The organism is Foetidibacter luteolus (assembly GCF_009650435.1).
Taxonomy (GTDB): domain Bacteria; phylum Bacteroidota; class Bacteroidia; order Chitinophagales; family Chitinophagaceae; genus Foetidibacter; species Foetidibacter luteolus.
The window spans coordinates 1-16,934 of the sequence record NZ_VVIP01000055.1 but is presented as its reverse complement, the minus strand read 5'-3'; the positions used below and the strand labels follow the sequence as shown (position 1 = coordinate 16,934).

General features: G+C 46.0%; 20 protein-coding genes. 2 read left to right on the top strand and 18 right to left on the bottom strand.

The genetic code is table 11. From position 1 onward, the window contains the following. Positions 1-13 precede the first annotated feature (13 nt). The 18 genes from F0364_RS17190 to F0364_RS17105 all read right to left on the bottom strand — a co-directional run bounded on the left by F0364_RS17190 (position 14) and on the right by F0364_RS17105 (position 14,277). Positions 14-874: an SDR family oxidoreductase gene (locus F0364_RS17190; protein ID WP_153799039.1), complete on the bottom strand. Its 861-nt coding sequence runs from the start codon at positions 872-874 to the stop codon at positions 14-16. 79 nt (positions 875-953) lie between these two features. After that, positions 954-1,523, bottom strand: a complete 570-nt coding sequence (locus tag F0364_RS17185) for a Crp/Fnr family transcriptional regulator (protein ID WP_153799038.1) — start codon at positions 1,521-1,523, stop codon at positions 954-956. 123 nt (positions 1,524-1,646) lie between these two features. Further along, the gene (locus F0364_RS17180) at positions 1,647-2,414 is read right to left on the bottom strand and encodes a helix-turn-helix domain-containing protein (protein WP_235921135.1); all 768 of its coding nucleotides are present in this window, start codon (positions 2,412-2,414) and stop codon (positions 1,647-1,649) included. A gap of 40 nt (positions 2,415-2,454) precedes the next feature. Next, positions 2,455-2,808 (bottom strand): hypothetical protein, encoded by a 354-nt coding sequence (locus F0364_RS17175; protein WP_153799036.1) that lies wholly within the window; start codon positions 2,806-2,808, stop codon positions 2,455-2,457. A 1-nt stretch (position 2,809) separates the two neighbouring features. Then, positions 2,810-3,853 (bottom strand): NAD-dependent epimerase/dehydratase family protein, encoded by a 1,044-nt coding sequence (locus tag F0364_RS17170; RefSeq protein ID WP_153799035.1) that lies wholly within the window; start codon positions 3,851-3,853, stop codon positions 2,810-2,812. 178 nt (positions 3,854-4,031) lie between these two features. Further along, on the bottom strand, positions 4,032-4,940 hold the full coding sequence (locus F0364_RS17165; RefSeq protein WP_153799034.1) for a helix-turn-helix domain-containing protein: 909 nt from the start codon (positions 4,938-4,940) through the stop codon (positions 4,032-4,034). Between the two features lie 8 nt (positions 4,941-4,948). Further along, the gene (locus F0364_RS17160; protein WP_153799033.1) at positions 4,949-5,305 is read right to left on the bottom strand and encodes a hypothetical protein; all 357 of its coding nucleotides are present in this window, start codon (positions 5,303-5,305) and stop codon (positions 4,949-4,951) included. A 3-nt stretch (positions 5,306-5,308) separates the two neighbouring features. After that, positions 5,309-5,506 (bottom strand): hypothetical protein, encoded by a 198-nt coding sequence (locus tag F0364_RS17155; RefSeq protein WP_153799032.1) that lies wholly within the window; start codon positions 5,504-5,506, stop codon positions 5,309-5,311. 18 nt (positions 5,507-5,524) lie between these two features. Continuing rightward, positions 5,525-5,959 carry a DUF2147 domain-containing protein gene (locus F0364_RS17150; RefSeq protein WP_153799031.1) on the bottom strand — a complete coding sequence of 145 codons (435 nt, stop codon included), beginning with the start codon at positions 5,957-5,959 and terminating at the stop codon, positions 5,525-5,527. Between the two features lie 9 nt (positions 5,960-5,968). Further along, on the bottom strand, positions 5,969-6,751 hold the full coding sequence (locus F0364_RS17145) for an SDR family oxidoreductase (protein ID WP_153799030.1): 783 nt from the start codon (positions 6,749-6,751) through the stop codon (positions 5,969-5,971). A gap of 195 nt (positions 6,752-6,946) precedes the next feature. Beyond that, positions 6,947-7,990: a DUF6268 family outer membrane beta-barrel protein gene (locus tag F0364_RS17140; protein ID WP_153799029.1), complete on the bottom strand. Its 1,044-nt coding sequence runs from the start codon at positions 7,988-7,990 to the stop codon at positions 6,947-6,949. Between the two features lie 28 nt (positions 7,991-8,018). Continuing rightward, positions 8,019-8,537, bottom strand: a complete 519-nt coding sequence (locus tag F0364_RS17135) for a hypothetical protein (RefSeq protein ID WP_153799028.1) — start codon at positions 8,535-8,537, stop codon at positions 8,019-8,021. 121 nt (positions 8,538-8,658) lie between these two features. Next, on the bottom strand, positions 8,659-9,978 hold the full coding sequence (locus tag F0364_RS17130) for an MFS transporter (protein ID WP_153799027.1): 1,320 nt from the start codon (positions 9,976-9,978) through the stop codon (positions 8,659-8,661). A 45-nt stretch (positions 9,979-10,023) separates the two neighbouring features. After that, positions 10,024-10,800, bottom strand: coding sequence for an SDR family oxidoreductase (locus tag F0364_RS17125; protein WP_153799026.1), 777 nt, complete (start codon positions 10,798-10,800; stop codon positions 10,024-10,026). 91 nt (positions 10,801-10,891) lie between these two features. Next, entirely contained in the window at positions 10,892-11,821 is a 930-nt protein-coding gene (locus F0364_RS17120; RefSeq protein WP_153799025.1) for a helix-turn-helix domain-containing protein, read from the bottom strand. 402 nt (positions 11,822-12,223) lie between these two features. Then, on the bottom strand, positions 12,224-12,436 hold the full coding sequence (locus tag F0364_RS17115; RefSeq protein ID WP_153799024.1) for a hypothetical protein: 213 nt from the start codon (positions 12,434-12,436) through the stop codon (positions 12,224-12,226). 73 nt (positions 12,437-12,509) lie between these two features. Next, positions 12,510-13,427 (bottom strand): helix-turn-helix domain-containing protein, encoded by a 918-nt coding sequence (locus F0364_RS17110; protein ID WP_153799023.1) that lies wholly within the window; start codon positions 13,425-13,427, stop codon positions 12,510-12,512. A 76-nt stretch (positions 13,428-13,503) separates the two neighbouring features. Beyond that, positions 13,504-14,277: an SDR family NAD(P)-dependent oxidoreductase gene (locus F0364_RS17105; protein ID WP_153797842.1), complete on the bottom strand. Its 774-nt coding sequence runs from the start codon at positions 14,275-14,277 to the stop codon at positions 13,504-13,506. 659 nt (positions 14,278-14,936) lie between these two features. On the opposite strand from F0364_RS17105, the gene F0364_RS17100 reads away from it, so the two are divergent. Continuing rightward, the gene (locus tag F0364_RS17100; protein WP_153797843.1) at positions 14,937-15,692 is read left to right on the top strand and encodes a helix-turn-helix domain-containing protein; all 756 of its coding nucleotides are present in this window, start codon (positions 14,937-14,939) and stop codon (positions 15,690-15,692) included. A gap of 70 nt (positions 15,693-15,762) precedes the next feature. Continuing rightward, positions 15,763-16,932 (top strand): FAD-dependent oxidoreductase, encoded by a 1,170-nt coding sequence (locus F0364_RS17095; protein ID WP_153797844.1) that lies wholly within the window; start codon positions 15,763-15,765, stop codon positions 16,930-16,932. Positions 16,933-16,934 lie beyond the last annotated feature (2 nt).

Genomic DNA, 16,934 nt, shown 5'->3' with positions numbered 1-16,934 from the left:
AAAGCTGTCCCGCTTACAATAACTCTCCCATTCCGAACACCCTCAATCCTTTGGCAAATTGTTCGTCTATAGCCTGGTTGGCGGCTTCAATGTATTGGCCGGTTATGGGGTCAACCACGGTGCGTAATGGCCGGGTGCCTTTTGGGGTGTTGATCAATTTTACAATGGCGTCGGCAACATCCTGCGGGTTCGGTTTTTTAGCTTGCATCTCTCCACCCAGCGCGGCTACCATTTTGTTGGGTATATGAGCAATGGCACTGTACCCCGCAAACACACCCTGATCAGATGCGGGGTTGTTCTTTTGCTGCATTTCGGTAGGGAAAGCACCCGGCTCCACAATGGCTACATCGATGCCTAAACGTTTCACCTCGTAATGCAGGCCCTCGCTTATTCCTTCCAGTGCAAATTTGGAGGCCGCATAAATGGTAGCGAACGGGAACGATACCCGCCCAAAGCCGCTGGTCACGTTAATGATCAGTCCTTCGGCCTGTTTACGCATGGCAGGTAACACTTGTTTGATCAGTCGCCAGGGGGCATAAACGTTGATATCAAATGTGGTGTGCACATCGGCCGTGGTAAAGCTTTCGGCAACACCAGTCATGCCGTAACCGGCGTTGTTTACCAGCACATCAATAGCGCCTTCTTTGGCTAAAATGGTATCAACGGCCTGCTTCACGCTCTCGTCGTCGGTCAGGGTAACATCCAAAACGGTTACGTTTGCAACGGCCGCAAGGGCCTGGGCTTTATTGGCATTACGCCCCTTGGTATCGCGCATCGTGGCGTACACGTGGTGCCCTAAGGCGGCCACCGTATGGGCGGTTAGCCAGCCAAAACCACTATTTGTTCCCGTTATTAATACGATCTTTTTGCTCATCTTTTTTAATTGTTTAAATGAATAAGCAAATGTTGGAAATGACAACGGGAAAACATTTACCATTTGGTAAAAAGCACCGTTAACGGATATTACGGCGTATACGGCTCAGCGATTGCTGGGTGATGCCCAGGTATGAGGCCACGTATGAAAGTGGGATACGGTTGATGAGGTTAGGGAAGCTTTGGATGAATGACAGGTAACGCGTGGTGGCATCTTCCGATACCAGCGGACTGCGCCGCTCCATGGCCAGCAAAAGGCATTTTTTTACCATCTTGGCTTTCATCATTTCCCAGCCCACAATGGTGTTGGATATCTCGTCCCAGTCTTTTTTAGTAAAAGCAAGTACTTTGCAGTCGGTTACTGCCTGTACATATTCCGAGGCTGCGATCTGCGATTCAAATTTTTCATTGTCCACCACAAAATTGCCTTCATCCACAAAATAATTAGATATCTCTTCTCCCTTGTTGTTATAATAGCAAAAGCGGAACACGCCTTCCAGCACAAAAGCCACATACCGGGGCACTTTCCCGGCTTCCGACAGGTAATCGTCTTTTTTGAGTTCAAGTGTTTGAACCTTGCTCAGCAAAAACTCGATTTGTTGTTTGTTCAGGTCACCAAATTGCAGGATCAGATTTATAAGCGCTTCCATCACTTAAAGATAGTACACGGCGCGGGGCATTCATTTATCATATGGTAAAAAATGAAGTGAGCCGGACAAAAGCGTTCAAAAGCCCGTGAGATCTTCAGTAGCTGTCATTAACTGATTTACCCATTAGTCTCCATTGTTCATTTTAAGCGAAGTTGGAACTATCCCAAACTCTTTTTTGAAGGCAACAGAAAAATGGGATAAGGATTCAAAACCGAGTTCAAGATAAATATCCGAAGGCTTCCTGCCTTGATGCTGCACAAGAAAATAGGCCTCCTGCAAACGCTTTCTCACCAACCAGCGGCTTGGGGAGTCCTTAAATACCAATTTAAAGTCGCGTTTGAAAGCAGAAAGGCTACGTCCTGTGAGCAAAGCGAATCGCTCCAGACTGACATTGAACCGAAAATTCCGGTTCATGTAGGCTTCTATATTAATTTTTTGAGGGGTATCGAAATTAAAGAATATACCCGCAAGCTCAGGTTGCGACCTCAGCAGGATGATCAGCAGCTCCTCGTATTTAACATCTTCAAAGGCGGCGTCCAGTTCCATAGCACCTATATAATAAGGTTTTATCGACCGGATAAAGCTGTAGATCAATTCAGTTTTAGCAACCTCTATAATAGCCCGTTCGGACCAAAACTTTGCGATGTTGTTTTGGTGCTTTTGCCCAAACTGACGGAGGAACTCCTCATCAAAACAAAACAGGATCGGCTCAAAATCTTCAGTCGTGCTGTTGAGTATGAATTTGACCAGGTGGTTTCTGCGGGCAATACAGCAATCACCCGATCGGTAGGTGTAAATTTCGTTTCCGTCAAAAAAACTGACGCTACCTTTGGCAACATATAAAAAAAGATGGTCGGGGATGAACTGTTCTTTCAGTATATCAGGCTTCAAGTGATTAGTTATCGATCTCATCTTGCCGGGTTTAGTTTTGCTAAGCCGTTTCACCTTTGAAGGGATGCCCTAAATAGATTAGCAACAAAGGCACGATCAAAAATGGCACTTCTATTAAAGCGAACTTGTAATTTCCTGCTTTCAGCGCTAAGGCCATCATGATTACCAACTGCACCGCCCGAAGCGCGTTTCCCCAAAAGAACGTCTTGGGAAATAAGATCAATATGGCCGTGGTGATCGCCCATACGCCAAACACCATGCGCATTGCATCCGTTATCCCCAGGACCGACATCATATGGATGTATTCTTCAGATGGTTTCTTCCATGCCCGGCCGCCATGGCCGATACCTAAATATAAAGAAATCAACATCAAAGCGCCGCTTAAGATCTTCATATCAGTCAGTTTTGATCAGGTTATATTTGACCATGCTGTCTACCGATGCCAGCAATGTTTCTTCCTGCGAGGCAATAGGGCTCCAGCCTAATACGGTCCTGGCTTTTTGATTGCTTATATTCCGGTTCATCCTGATGAGTAACAGCGCTTCTTTAGCCTGCTTGTTGACTAATGACCCTAACCGCAGGATCCAGGTCGGTAGCCGTCTTGTAGCCACCAGTCGCGATACATCCGGTCGTTTGTTCCTCAATAATGCGGCAATTTCAGGCAATGAAATTTGTCCGTCTGCACTGGCAATAAAGCGTTGGCCACTGGCCTCAGGAATTAACATTGCCCGGATATGCAGATCTGCGACATCCCTGACATCTACTAGGTTAAGCGAAATGTCCGGGACTGCTTTCATCGATCCGTTCAGCAGGTTTTTAAGCAAATGGAAGCTACCTGAGGTATGCGCGCCCAGCGTCGGACCCAAAATGGCAACGGCATTGATAGTTACCAATTCCAGCTTGCCGCCTTCCGATCCTATGAAATCCCAGGCTGCTCTTTCGGCCAGTGTTTTTGATTTTTCGTAAGCCGATAGCCCCTTTGCTGCCGTATCCGTCCAGTCCGTTTCTGTGGTTTCCCTGCTCTTATCGGTTTGCGTAAAGCCGACCGCACCAAAATTGGAGGTCATTACTACCCGTTCCACTCCCCCAAGCTTCGCGAACTTCAGGATACGCAAAATGCCTTCCACCGCAGGCCGGATGGCTTCCTGCTCATTTTGGGGCTTCTCAAAGAACACTGGAGAAGCTACGCTCAATACATATTTACAACCTTTCATCACCTGTTCCCAGTTATCGTCTTTGGTAAGTTCTGCTTCTGCATAAGAGAGATGATCAATGGCCGTCACGCCCTGAGCTATCAGCGTGTTTTGCAATTGGGTTTTACTTGCCAGACTACGAACAGTTGTCCTCACCCGGTATCCTTTTTGTAATAATTGCAGAATGATCTGCCGGGCAACAAACCCCGTTCCACCCGTTACTAAAACGGTTCCTTTGTCTTCCATTTTCTTTCGATTAAAATATGACACAAAGGTCCGGGTAAAAATGAAGGACAAGTTTTCTGAAAAGTCCAATTTGTTTTATTGAGCGGTCCATCCAAATGGCGTGTGGTTGCACAGTTGGACACGGAGAGAATCAGGAGCTTTCTTTCGTATCGCCTTATTGGTAGGTAACCTGATCATTTCAGTTGAAGGATTGCCGGAAATCCAATGGGCTTTGGTTAGTCTTGCTTTTAAATAACTTATTGAAAGATTGAGGATGCTCAAAACCAAGTCGATAGGCGATCTCACTTACGGACAGCCTCGTCGTAGATAATTTTTCTTTAGCCTTCTCGATCAGTTTCTCATGGATGATCTGTTGCATTGTCAGACCGGTCAATTGTTTTAGCAGGCTACTTAAATACTTGGCGGATATGTTCACGGCATCGGCAAAGTATTGAACGGTTGGCAGTCCTTTAGAAAGCAGCGCTTCGTTGTTTAAATAGGTTGTTAAGATCTCTTCTACCTGGTTTAAGACCTGATGGTTAGTGATTTTTCGGGTGATGAACTGACGCTGGTAAAAACGTTTGGCATAATTCAGCAGGGTCTCCAGGTGTGAGATGATAATGGCCTGACTGAACTTATCAATGTTGGAATAATATTCAGTTTTGATATTTTTTACCAGGTTATTGATCACAATTTCTTCCTTATCGGAGAGAAATAGCGCTTCACTGGTAGCATAGCTAAAGTATTCGTATCGCCTGATTGTGGAAGCAAGAGATGTGTTCCAAAGAAAGTCGGGGTGTACAAAAAGCATCCAGCCATCCAGGTCGGGAGGTACGCCGTTCTGTTCGCCACGTAAGACCTGGCCGGGAGACATAAAGGCCATAAGCCCTTCGTCAAAATCGTATTTTTGTTGCCCGTAATGTAAGCCGTCACATCCTCTTTTCATTGATATCACATACAAGTCGAATACGACCGCTTCTATACCTGTATCATTTCTCAGACCCTTCAGATCAACGATGCTGATCAGCGGATGATGGGGTTTAGGAAGGCCCATCAAACGATGTATTTCCGTTATGGAAGTGATCCGGTAGGGTTTGCTGTTTGCCATATTATAAGTTATTTTAATTTAAACGGATACTTTAGCCATACCATCACTAATGGCATCGCTAAAAATGGGATCTCTATCAACGCCATGCGGTAATTTCCCGCTCGCAGCGCCAACCCCATAATCATAACGATCAGGATCGCATTTAGCATATTGCCCAGGAAGAAGGTCCGAGGGATAAGCAACAGTACGCCGACCCCTATGGCTACAGCAGCCAGATATGGAATGAACGTTTCGCTGATCCCTAAACCTTCCATCATCTTAACGGAATCCGGATTGTTTTTGTAATGCATGGTATCCCAGGCATGTTTAAAACTGAGCGTCACCGAAATGAGCAGCAGCGCTGCTGAAATAATATTTTTTATCATGGTTTAATTAAGGATAAAAGTGTTCATGATGTAACCTCCGAGTATTGCTATCGGCACGCCGATCATTGCGCTTGTTAAAGCTCTTTTAGCCTTATTTGGATGCGTCTTTCTGTGTCTGAAATAAAGGAAGAATCCTATAGGACGAACGGCATTGGAAATGACGAACCAAAATGCCGACAGCGTGTCTTTATTATCTTTCATGAGTATTGCTTTTATAATTTACTGAACTCTTTTCCATTTAAATGATTTGCCCATCAACGGTATCCCTTTGTAGCCCCGGGTCTCAAGTTCATTAGGACCTTTCAGTTTACCTTTGAAACTATAGGTGTTTCCGTCCTGCACGCTATACAGCTTACCATCCACATACTCGCCGTCTTCATAGGTAAGGTCAGTGATATGCGTAAGGCCTTGCACTGACCTGGCCCGGAGTTTTTCATTAGGATTTTTAACGTCCTTCTTTGATGTTTTGCCATCTGCTTCGAACATCTCTTTCGACCATAACAGTTTGGCCGAGTATGTGTTACCTGCTTTGAACACCTCGATCCTGTAATCATCACATTGCCATACCCCTGTGATTTGGTCTGCAGGTAGTTGCTGCGCGAAAGATGCCAGTGATAACAGCAGCCCAAACACTGCCAGTATTGATTTTTTCATATCTGATTTTTATTGCCGATTATTAAGTTGTTTGAATTTTTCAAATTCTTTGTGCCCCAACTTCATCAATTGGTTAGGCATCAGCCTGCTTAAAAATTTTATCACCTTCACCAGGAATGGCTTAATCTCAGGTGTGTCGTTAAGAAGTCCTTTGATGGCTACACTCACCAGTTTATCCACCTCCATCATTTGACTCGGATTAGGAGGAAGCACCCAATCATTCTGAAGATTGGTATTCACTCCCGGAGGGACCAGTTCGAATACCTTGACACTGGTTTTGTTCAATTGAAGGCGCAGGGCCAGGGAGTAAGCATGAACTCCTGCTTTTGAAGCGCTATAAACCGGAGCCGTAGAGTAAGGCATGAAAGCAATGGCAGAGGAAACGTTCACAATTGCCGCCGTTGGCTTTTTGATCAGGTGCGGCAAAAATTGATGAACCATCCGGATCGTTCCCGTGAGATTAATATCGATCTCACGGGTGATGTTTTCCAGGTCCTTACCGGTGTCCTGATCGTCAAGCAACCGCATTTCACCTGCATTGTTAACGATCACATTCAGATCAGGAAATCGTTGTGTCACTTCTTCATATAGGCGCTCAATATCTTCCGGATCACTTACGTCACTCCGAAAGACCTGTATTTTGGGAAAACGCCTTTTGGTATCATTTAAGGCTTCCTGCTTACGACCTGTAACGATGATTGTTGATCCTTGCTGGGTAAGTTGTCTGACAAGTTCTAAACCTATACCGCTGGTTCCTCCTGTGATCAGGACGGTGCTATTCTTTAAATCCATATTTTCTCATTATTGTTGATGCAAAGTTCAGCCAATGTCGATGGGCAGATGTATCCAAAAGTCACGAAGTTGTAGTTAAAAAGGAAGGTTGCCGGTTTTTATGGCAGGTAAGTAGTACTCCAACTTAATCTAAAAAACATAAATACCATTGGGTTTGCTAAAGCAACTTCAGTGCGAATGAAATTGTCTAAAAACTCACTTCTTTGGCTTCGCAAAGGGGTTAAAAGAAAATCCGATATTGACGTACGGTGCCGCGTCAGCCCTGCCTTCCCAGGTAAAATCCGAGAATGAACGGTCTTTTTCAAACGTCCGGGCGTATGGATTTATACGCACACCGGCCCGCAAAGACAAGATGATGCTCGCAGGCAAAATGTGCTCATAAAGCAACCCTGCATTCACGTCAACCTGGCGATACTGATAGGTTGTGCCGTGCTCGTCAAGATCATCCAGGAAGAAGGTGGTTTGCGGATCCAGTTCCCAACCTGCGGAAAGCCTGCCGTTACCAAATACCTTTTTTCGCAGGTAGGCATACCGTGGCAGAAAGACGTCTGCCATCAGGCTTTCGTTGAACTTATGCTCCAAAAGGAAGGTAGGGAGCACACGGATGAACATACCCGGATCGGTGCTGTACAAAATACCGACATTGATTTTCGTTCTGTTGTTCGCTTTAAGAACAATAGCGCCGGTAAACACTCCGCGAACCCTTTCCAGTGAACGTTCACTCCAGTCTATATTGATGCTACCGCTGTAAATGGCGGTCTTTCCGAAGAGTTTAGAGAAATGGGTCAGGCTCAGACCCTCTGTATGATAATGAAGATCCCTGCTGACGGTTTGTGATGGAGCTGCCGGGGATGTCGGAAAATTATATTCAGCAGAAACATACCGGTAAAAGCCGTTGGCCTGTACTAACCACTGGCGGTTTTGAAAAAGACTGATATTGGCACTTGCACTCAGTTGCGACCATTTGGTGAACTCCCCATCGGGAAGGTCTTGTCCTCTAAGGGTAGACGAGGAGTTATAACTGCCGTATTGTTTATAGTCTATGCTGAATGGCCTGCGTTCGGCAAACTTATCCGCTGCATATTCGGTGACCTTTTGGGCGAGACTATCCTGGTTCTGTGCCTTACCGGTCAATGGGAGCATTGCAATACCCATGATTACTGTTAACGCCAGAATACGGCCGGAAGCTGCTCTTATTGCGCGATGGGCGCCAGAAATTGAAAAACTGTAATTGAACATAATTGCTTGGTTTAATTGTATGGAACTATTATTTTTTATGGCTGAGTTTGATTCTGATGAACATGTCTATGCCGCAGGTAGTCAGGCAGACATAGCGTATAGGCGACCTGACAATATTCATCCTTTGCAGGTGGATTTTGATCGCGATATGGATGATCTGGAAAAGGTAGGTCCGTACCAGGTCGAACTTGTAGAGATAGGTAGAGTCCAGGCTGCCACATATCTTATCGAAGATGGGTGCAAGTGTCAGCACATCTTCCTCATCCAATTCGATGTTTATAGGGTTGCCTGCTTTAAAAAGATCAATGGCCTCGAAATTTCGCCAGATGCCTTTAGCAAAAAATGCCTTGTTAAACGATGTTATATACCCCATATCCTGATCTTCCCATTCAAGATCACCCGACTTGCAGAAGACAAGGGCCGGACGAACCGCTAAGGAGGGGCTCATTCTTAGATATATGTAAAATGTATTTTCATAAGGAAACAACCTGCCTCTTCCACTTTGGCCCGATGGCCACCATACTGCATCAAATTGATCAATTTTCATTTTTGCTCTAAGTATTAGTAAGTATGTCGCCCCAAAGGCCAAACAATACGCGTTCACACAGCTTTATCAGCTGTGATGGCAAACTCGGAGGTTTGCGCTCTGGTCAATGACTTATGTAATGTTATTTAATTAGAGAGAGGTGGCTGTCCATATTCGTTTGGACATTTTGACTGGATGGTTCAGACAGGTGTTCCCCGATCTTTTTGCTGGCGATGAATATGGCAATACTGCTCAGTACACTGGCGACAGGAACCATCATCATTGCCCAGCGTAAACCGTTTACTTCATAAGCCGAACTGACCCCGTCACTGATCATGCCCACGAGCAGCGGCGATAATGCCGGGCCTAACAACCCGGAGGCGATCATGAGCAAGCTGGAAGACAGCGCCTGCTTCCCTGGCCCCGCTATCAGATGACCTGCGCCAAAAGCAAATGGAAGCAGAAACGCAAATGCCAGCATAGCAGGCACAAAAAGCGCAATGGACATCCAACCTTCGGGCACCAGAAGTCCCGCAATTGTTGCGATTGCAGCGATGCCAAATACAACGGCTGGCGGATGCAGTAAACGGCTTGCCCCACGGTTTAAAGCACTGTCAAATAACCGGCCACCGCCTACAGTGCCGATGATGCCCATCAGCCCTTGTAACAAGCCGAATGACAGTCCCACCTGGCTGGCTGTCAGGCCGTGTGTCCGTATCAGGAACGGAGCAGTAAAGGCATAAAATGGAGCAGCGGCAAAACCTAAAAAGTTTGCGCCAATGAACATCCACAGGAACGCCGGTTTCGACAGCAGCTCACGGCCTGCAGACCAGATATTACCGCTATCGCTGCTTGTAGTTGAAGCAATGGCGGTTTTCCCCGTAAACGTCAGGACAAGGATAACCAGTAGTAATCCGACGCCTCCTGCAACCATTAGCGCAATGCGCCATCCGATATGATCACTTGCCCAGCCGCCGACGCCAAATCCTATCATCGTACCCAACGGGATGCCCATTGAATAAATGCCGAGCGCACGACCGCGCCGGTGCCCGGAAATATTCCCGGCGATCAGCGCATGACTAGCAGGGGTCCCTCCGGCTTCCCCAAGTGCCACACCAAAGCGTGAAAGCGCCATCGTTATGAAACCCACCGAAAAACCGCCCAGTCCGGTCATAACGCTCCAGATCAATATACACCAGAGCAAAACCTGCCTGGACGCACCGCGGTCAGCTAACCGCGCCAGCGGCAGAGAGGCCAGTGAATAGATCGCAGCAAAGGCAATTCCATTGATCAGCCCTAATTGGGTATCGCTGAGGTGCAGCTCACTCTTAATGGACTCAGCCAGGATAAAGGGTAGTATGCGGTCGATCTGGCTGAATGCGCTGACCAAAAATAAGGTGATGATGAAGGCCGTTCTGCGTCTACGGCTCAGCAGTGGTGTTGGAGTTATTTGATCGTTCATAACAATGATTTGTTTGTGAGCAGAAATCTTTTAATACCAGGGGAATTATTTTCCAGACAGGACTTTCTCGCCCATCTTAGTGGCTTGTGAAAGCATGAAGTTGGGAGCAAGCCTGCTCAGGATACGCATGATCCTGGCAGGACCAGGGAATATCTCGTAGGTATCACTGATCATCCCTTTAATAGCTTCATCTACTATTTTCTGAGGAGTCACTAACATTTTGGTATCAACATTACCACCATTCCTGAATCTGTCATTCAAGGGTGTTGTGGAGCCCGGAGCGATCAGTTCAAATACTTTGACCCTGCTGGATTTAACCTGTACCCGCAGGCATTGCGTGAACGAGCGTAATCCTGATTTGCTGGCACTATAGACAGGGGCAATTGGAAACGCACCAAGGGCGATACCGGAGGTGACATTCAGGATGGCAGCTGTCGGCTGTTTTTCCAGGTGGGGCAGAAATTCCTGAACCATACGGATGGGTCCCATTAGATTGATCTCTATTTCGCGGGTAAGGTCATACAGATCATGGTCCTCCTGCAGGGCGATCCTGCGCATCTCCCCGGCATTATTAATCAGCATATTCAGCTCAGGAAACTTCTTAGTCACCTTTTCGTACACACCGTTTATATCCTCAACCTTGCTAACGTCACTCTTTATAGTGTTGACACCCGGAAGGATCTTTTTCGTTTCCGCCAGTTTTTGTTCGTTTCTTCCAGTGATGATTATGGTATTGCCGAGTTCGAGGAGCCGGGAGGCAAATTCGAAACCAAAGCCGCTCGTTCCGCCAGTGATCAAAATTGTGTTCTTGCTTAATTCCATCTTGTTTAATTTGATGGAACAAAGATGGCAAGAACCCGTCAGGTGGCCGTTGCAAGAATCAAAACAATGTTTGCAAAAAAGAAACCTTTCCTTAGTTTCTAAAGGTCAGCGGAGAACAGTCGGTCTGTTTCTTGAAAAAGTTAGAGAAATGAGCGACCTCTTCAAATCCCAAACTAAACGCGATCTCAGACACGTTCCATTCTGTTTGCCTGAGCAATATCTTGGCTTCCTGAATGATCCGGTTACTGATCAGGTTTTTGGTTGTATGGCCTGTCTGCTGTTTCAGTACACGGTTCAGATAGTTAACATGGATTGACAGTTGATCGGCATAGGCTTTAGGCGTCCGCAGTTTAAGTCCCTGAAATGGTGAGGCAATGGGGAACTGGCGCTCCAAAAGTTCGGCGAATAATGAGGACACACGGGAGGCGGCGTTATGCTCCTGGTAAAGGTCGGTGGCAGGCTGCAACTTTTGCCCGTAATGGATAAGTTCCATTAGGTAGTTGCGTATCAGGTCATACTTATAAGCATAGTCGGAATTGATCTCCTTATGCATCTTTCTAAAAATTGTTTTGATCTCTTCTTTTTCCTGTTCATTGATATGGAAGCAGGGATACCCCCCGGGCTTAAATATAGGCAGTTCATCAAGTACAACACCACTTTTGGATTGAGCAAGAAAATCAGCACTAAAGAGGCAAAAGTAGCCACGCTGGTCCATGTCCTTCGCGATCCAGTTATAAGGCACCTTAGGTGTGGTGAACATTAGTGCCTGCGTTTCGATATCAATTACCTTATCGGCATATTCCGCCCGGTTACGTCCGTCGATGAGGTTAATCTTATAATAAGCACGTCTGTTGTAGGTCATATTTGGCTTTACCTTAACCAGCTTTGCCAATTCACTGACATCAAATACATTGAAATGGCCCACTTCTTTTGTTAGTCCCTGGGGCAATAACTGGCTAATATCCTTATTCAAATTCTCGGAAGCCTTTTTATAAAAGCCTTCAAGTGTGGTAATTTCCATATCGAGTGATTTGCAAAAAACAAATATAAATATTTTTCCTGCTTTTAAACACTACTCAAAACTGCACTCGAAACTTTTATAGATGCCTTGGGTGAATTGGACAAAGCTTAGGGTTGACCACTTGCACCGACGCGGCTTGTCCCTTTTTAAATAATTTTTTTAGAACGTGTGTTCGCTGCCATTCAAATCAGTAAAACATAATCCAGATTTGGAATATAGCCATTCGAATGTGGTTGGCGCAAATGGTCAATTGTATTTGGCAAAGTTGGTCAATGCAAAAAGGTGCAGATGATCAAAGGCAATCTTTTTTCTATAATGATGACACTCGACCACTATGTGCTGGTATTACAGTTAGCCTCCTTTGTGCGACTACACAGCCGGGCGCTGGGTTGAAAGTCGCTATTAACAACTCTTGATCTGCACGCAAGCCCCTGCTACAAAAAGCTTCGCTTCTGCTATTGCAATGGTCGCCTCCTTTTCTCCGGCCTTTTTAATCCAGTCCTTCTTCTCATCAACTAAATACTTATTGAACTTATCTTCTGTTTGCTTGTTCTTAATAAGTTGGTAGGTAAATCTGGCTGCATTTGCCAACTGATACGGATGCAGATCTTTCACAGCTGGAAAGCATTGTGCCTTTAGGCACGGATACCGGCGCACCTTACGATGAGTTAAGTATAGGCCTTATTGACTAATTCAATGAAGATTTGAACTGGGCAGGCGTTACCTGCGTTTTGGTCTTGAAAAGCCGGCTGAACGATTGCGGATGTTCAAATCCTAATTGATAGGCGACTTCGCTAACGGTCAGCGTGGTGGTGGCAAGCAATTCCTTAGACCTTTCGATCAGCTGCTCATGGATATGCTGCTGCGCACTGAGTCCTGTAAGCGAGCGTAACATATCACTCAGGTAGTTCGGCGTATAATTCAATTGTTCAGCGAGGTACTGAACAGTAGGCAGACCACGATCGATCGGCTCTTCTTTTTGGAAATAGCTATTGAGGGCCGCTTCGAACTTCTGAAGGAGATCGTTGGTGGCTGCCTGCCGGGTCAGGAACTGACGTTTATAGAACCGCTTGGCGTAGGTCAGCAGAAGTTCTATCTGTGCGATGACCACCTCCTGGCTGAAATCGTCAATGCGGCTGTTCAGTTCCTCTTCGATGATCCTGAAAATAGATGCAACGGTGGTCCTTTCCTGCAGCGAAAGGTGAAGCGCCTCGTTCGATGAATAAGAAAAGAATCCATACTGCCTTATCTTAGCAGCAAGGGGATGACCCTGTAAAAAATTCTGGTGAAAGATCAATGAATAGCCTTCATTTCCTTTGTACCTGGATGTGCTGCCAACGACCTGGTTAGGCGCAGTGAACACCATACTCCCTTCATCAAAATCATAGTACCCCTGGCCGTACCTGAATTTGCCACCCAGCTTCTCGATAAAGGATATCTTATAAAGTGTTGTCACATAACTCACCGGTAACCGGCTTAGGTTGATCCGTTCGTCACGGGTATCAAACAGGGTGATCAGGGGATGCTTAGGCCCCGGCAGGTCCAGCATACGGTGAATCTCCTTAATAGATTCCAGTTTGGGAACTTTGGGCTTTTCCTTTTTCATAACTAAAAGTAAGAAATATGACCGGCACCTGTTTCGCCGGTCATATTGGATAAATTGTCGTTTTAAAGTACTGGCATTACCAGGGTAATTTGCCTTCCGGGCCCGTAAAGCCGCCAGTTGGGCCGTCGGTTTCCAGCGCAACGCGAATAGGTTCACGAGAGCCCACTTCCAGGCTATCCGTACCCTGGAAATTATTAAGGGCCGTTGCTGTGTAGCCCGGGCTGGTTGCATTTACTTTAATGCCTTCTTTTTCCAGTTCTATGGCGAAGGCCAGCGTAACGGCATTAAGTGCAGTTTTGGACGCGCCGTATACAATGCCAAAATGCTCCCGCGCCCAGCACTCCGGATCAGCTATCCAGGTTAGCGAGCCGAGGCCGCTGGACACATTAACGATACGTGCCGCTGATGATCGGCGCAGTAAGGGCAAAGCCGCCTGGGTGACAGCGATCACACCGAATACGTTGGTCTCCCAAACGGTGCGTACTTCATCCAGCGATACGTTGACGGCACGGCCGGTGCGCATCAATTCCTCCGGATTCTTCGGGGCATTTCCCGCATGCGAAATACCTGCGTTATTCACCAGCAGGTCAAGGCGGCCATATTCACTTGTTATTTTTACTACAGCCGCATTAATACTATCCTGCTTTGTGACATCCAGTTGCACTGCTTTTGCATGGCCGCCGATCTCCGCAGCCGCCTTTTCACCGTTCTCCAATTTACGGGAACCCAGATAAACAATATATCCGTTCGCGGCAAGCGCTTTGGCAATTTCATTACCTACACCTTGATTGGCGCCGGTTACCAACGCAATCAGCGCTGTGTTTGTAGATGGTCCGTTATTACTTTCCATGATATAAATGATTAATAGTGCAAAGATGGTTACCATCATTTTTGTCAATGTAACCGAATCAAGGATATTCCTAACTCAATCATCTTTTACTAAAAAAAGCTGCACCTACGACCAGATCAGCTAACAGGGACGCTTCACAGGGATTTTCAAAGCACAGTAAAAGGAGCAAACGCCGTCCAGCACTACTATATGACTCATATGTCCGGGAGGTTCTAAAGCCGCTCTGCAGGCGGTGTTAGCGCCTTGGCCATGCTCAACGATAGCAAACTTTTTATGACACTGCTTCTTCATCTTCAACTGTATCAATAGCTTTGGCTCGTTCAGAAGACCAGCTATGATATGTGGATTGGCAGGCGGTAAAGCAGCTTTGATAATCTGCCAAAGTCTCTCAAATCCGGGCATGCCACAGTAAACTTTTTGCCTCATATTATGCTACTTTGTGCCAGGCTGTGTGGGTGCGTGGATGCCTATGAAGCAGTAGAATTGGGTAACCTGCACCGTCATAGCGGACTCACAGGGTAACCTCAGATAAGGTGAGTGTACTTAAAATACAGTTTTTAAACATAGCTGATAAAGCTAATGGAATGAATCAATTAGAAGGCCTGAAAACACAAGAGCAAAAGGATTGCTACCTTTATCCATAATGTAATGGATTGTTTATGAGCCTGACCATCCAATCAAGATTGCCGGATAGTTCTATATCCCAGTTTGTTCACAGCTTCTGGACGCTGGAAAACAGCACGGGCAATGACATCCCTTCGACTGTGCTACCTAATGGAATGGTGGACGTGATTGTATCAAAGGTAAATGCTGAACATTGGGAGATAATAGTGAGGGGTATTGACACAGAACCTTCCCAAGTGAGCATTGTAAACGGGACAAAGATGTTCTCGATAGGCTTGAAACTCCTGGCAGTAGAATATTTGCTTGGGGATTCCATAAAAGATGTGCTGAACGGAGGAAGAAGTATCCCATACAGCTTTTGGCAATTTGACGAAAACGATTTGAGCAGTTTGGAAAACTTTTGCAATAAGGCCACGCAAAAGATAAAATCCGTTGCCGACGGGCAAATAGATGACCGTAAGAAAAACTTATTTGACGTTATCTACACAACTCACGGTTCTGTAACAGTAAAAGAGCTTTCTGAGAAAGTATTCTGGAGCAGCCGCCAGATCAATCGTTACTTTAATGAGCAGTTTGGTATATCACTAAAAACATACTGCAATGTGCTTCGTGTTGGTGAATCCTTCAGGCATATCAGCGAGGGCAAACTTTTTCCAGAACAAAATTTCACCGACCAGAATCATTTCATCAAAGAAATTAAGAAGTATACAGGCGTTACCCCCAAGGTGCTGAGCAAAAACAAGAATGCACAGTTTGTAAATATTACAGCCATTAGAAATTTCCCTTCCTAAAAAACGGCTGATTTTTACTATTCCGTTTCCTGCTGACGTAACAATTTTGCCCTATAATTAATAAAGCAAAATGTTATTGACTTCAAAAAAAATCGCCATTATTGGCGGCGGGCCAGGCGGATTGACACTGGCAAGATTGCTGCAGCTAAACGGCGTTGATGTAAAAGTGTATGAAAGAGACAAGGATAAAAGTGCCCGTGTACAAGGCTCGCCGCTTGATCTGCACGACGAATCGGGGCTGGCTGCCCTAAGCAAAGCTGGCTTGTTAGATGCGTTCAAGCAGAACTTTCTTGCCGGGGCAGACCGCCTGCAGATTATGAACGAACATGCCGAGGTACTTTTTAGCGACCATGCAACCAAACAAATAGAAAATTTCGACAGCAAAGATTTCCGTCCCGAAATCGACCGGGGCGTGCTGAGACAACTCTTGCTCACGTCTCTGCACCCAGGAACAGTAGCCTGGAATAGCCACTTCATTTTAATGGAAAAACAAAAGGAGGGCCGGCTGCTACATTTCAAAAACGGAATAACAGCTTATGCTGATATTGTTATCGCGGCCGATGGTGCCAACTCAAAGGTGCGTCCATATATCACAGATTTTAAAGCCTTCTATTCAGGTATTACGATGCTTGAAGGCACTATATATGAAGCCAGCAAAACAGCACCTCATATTTCTGCCATGCTTGGTGGCGGAAAAATAATGGCATTTGGGGACAGGAAGAATGTAATGTTAGGACAAAAGGCAAACGGCGTAATCGGTTTTTATGCCAGCTTCAAAGCCAGCGAAACCTGGGCAACGGATAGCGGATTGGATTTTTCTAATAAGGCACAAACGTTGCAGTGGTTTAAAAGCGAATATCCCGAATGGAGCAGTATCTGGCACGAGCTGTTTGAAGCTGCTGCGACGCCTCTCATTCCGCGGCCCATATTCTGTATGCAATTGGATCAAATCTGGAAAACCTTACCCAATCTTACTATGGTTGGCGATGCGGCGCATGTGATGCCGCCGTTTGCTGGCGAGGGGGTGAACATGGCGATGCTTGACGCTTTGGAGTTGAGCGAAAACTTGACATCTGGTAATTACAAGACCATACAGGAAGGTATTGCCAACTATGAAATGCGGATGCAGCAAAGAGCAGCAAAGGCTGCCCAGGAATCCCTGATCAATGGCGATCTGATGCACAGTGAAACTGCCCTGACCAGAATGCTTGAATTCTTTAATGGGCATCACGCTCAATAGGA

Coding starts and splice junctions, on each gene's coding strand:
- F0364_RS17190 (WP_153799039.1), bottom strand. CDS start 874: ATGAGCAAAAAGATCGTATTAATAACGGGAACAAATAGTGGTTTTGGC.
- F0364_RS17185 (WP_153799038.1), bottom strand. CDS start 1,523: ATGGAAGCGCTTATAAATCTGATCCTGCAATTTGGTGACCTGAACAAA.
- F0364_RS17175 (WP_153799036.1), bottom strand. CDS start 2,808: ATGAAGATCTTAAGCGGCGCTTTGATGTTGATTTCTTTATATTTAGGT.
- F0364_RS17170 (WP_153799035.1), bottom strand. CDS start 3,853: ATGGAAGACAAAGGAACCGTTTTAGTAACGGGTGGAACGGGGTTTGTT.
- F0364_RS17165 (WP_153799034.1), bottom strand. CDS start 4,940: ATGGCAAACAGCAAACCCTACCGGATCACTTCCATAACGGAAATACAT.
- F0364_RS17160 (WP_153799033.1), bottom strand. CDS start 5,305: ATGATAAAAAATATTATTTCAGCAGCGCTGCTGCTCATTTCGGTGACG.
- F0364_RS17155 (WP_153799032.1), bottom strand. CDS start 5,506: ATGAAAGATAATAAAGACACGCTGTCGGCATTTTGGTTCGTCATTTCC.
- F0364_RS17150 (WP_153799031.1), bottom strand. CDS start 5,959: ATGAAAAAATCAATACTGGCAGTGTTTGGGCTGCTGTTATCACTGGCA.
- F0364_RS17145 (WP_153799030.1), bottom strand. CDS start 6,751: ATGGATTTAAAGAATAGCACCGTCCTGATCACAGGAGGAACCAGCGGT.
- F0364_RS17140 (WP_153799029.1), bottom strand. CDS start 7,990: ATGTTCAATTACAGTTTTTCAATTTCTGGCGCCCATCGCGCAATAAGA.
- F0364_RS17135 (WP_153799028.1), bottom strand. CDS start 8,537: ATGAAAATTGATCAATTTGATGCAGTATGGTGGCCATCGGGCCAAAGT.
- F0364_RS17130 (WP_153799027.1), bottom strand. CDS start 9,978: ATGAACGATCAAATAACTCCAACACCACTGCTGAGCCGTAGACGCAGA.
- F0364_RS17125 (WP_153799026.1), bottom strand. CDS start 10,800: ATGGAATTAAGCAAGAACACAATTTTGATCACTGGCGGAACGAGCGGC.
- F0364_RS17120 (WP_153799025.1), bottom strand. CDS start 11,821: ATGGAAATTACCACACTTGAAGGCTTTTATAAAAAGGCTTCCGAGAAT.
- F0364_RS17110 (WP_153799023.1), bottom strand. CDS start 13,427: ATGAAAAAGGAAAAGCCCAAAGTTCCCAAACTGGAATCTATTAAGGAG.
- F0364_RS17105 (WP_153797842.1), bottom strand. CDS start 14,277: ATGGAAAGTAATAACGGACCATCTACAAACACAGCGCTGATTGCGTTG.
- F0364_RS17100 (WP_153797843.1), top strand. CDS start 14,937: ATGAGCCTGACCATCCAATCAAGATTGCCGGATAGTTCTATATCCCAG.
- F0364_RS17095 (WP_153797844.1), top strand. CDS start 15,763: ATGTTATTGACTTCAAAAAAAATCGCCATTATTGGCGGCGGGCCAGGC.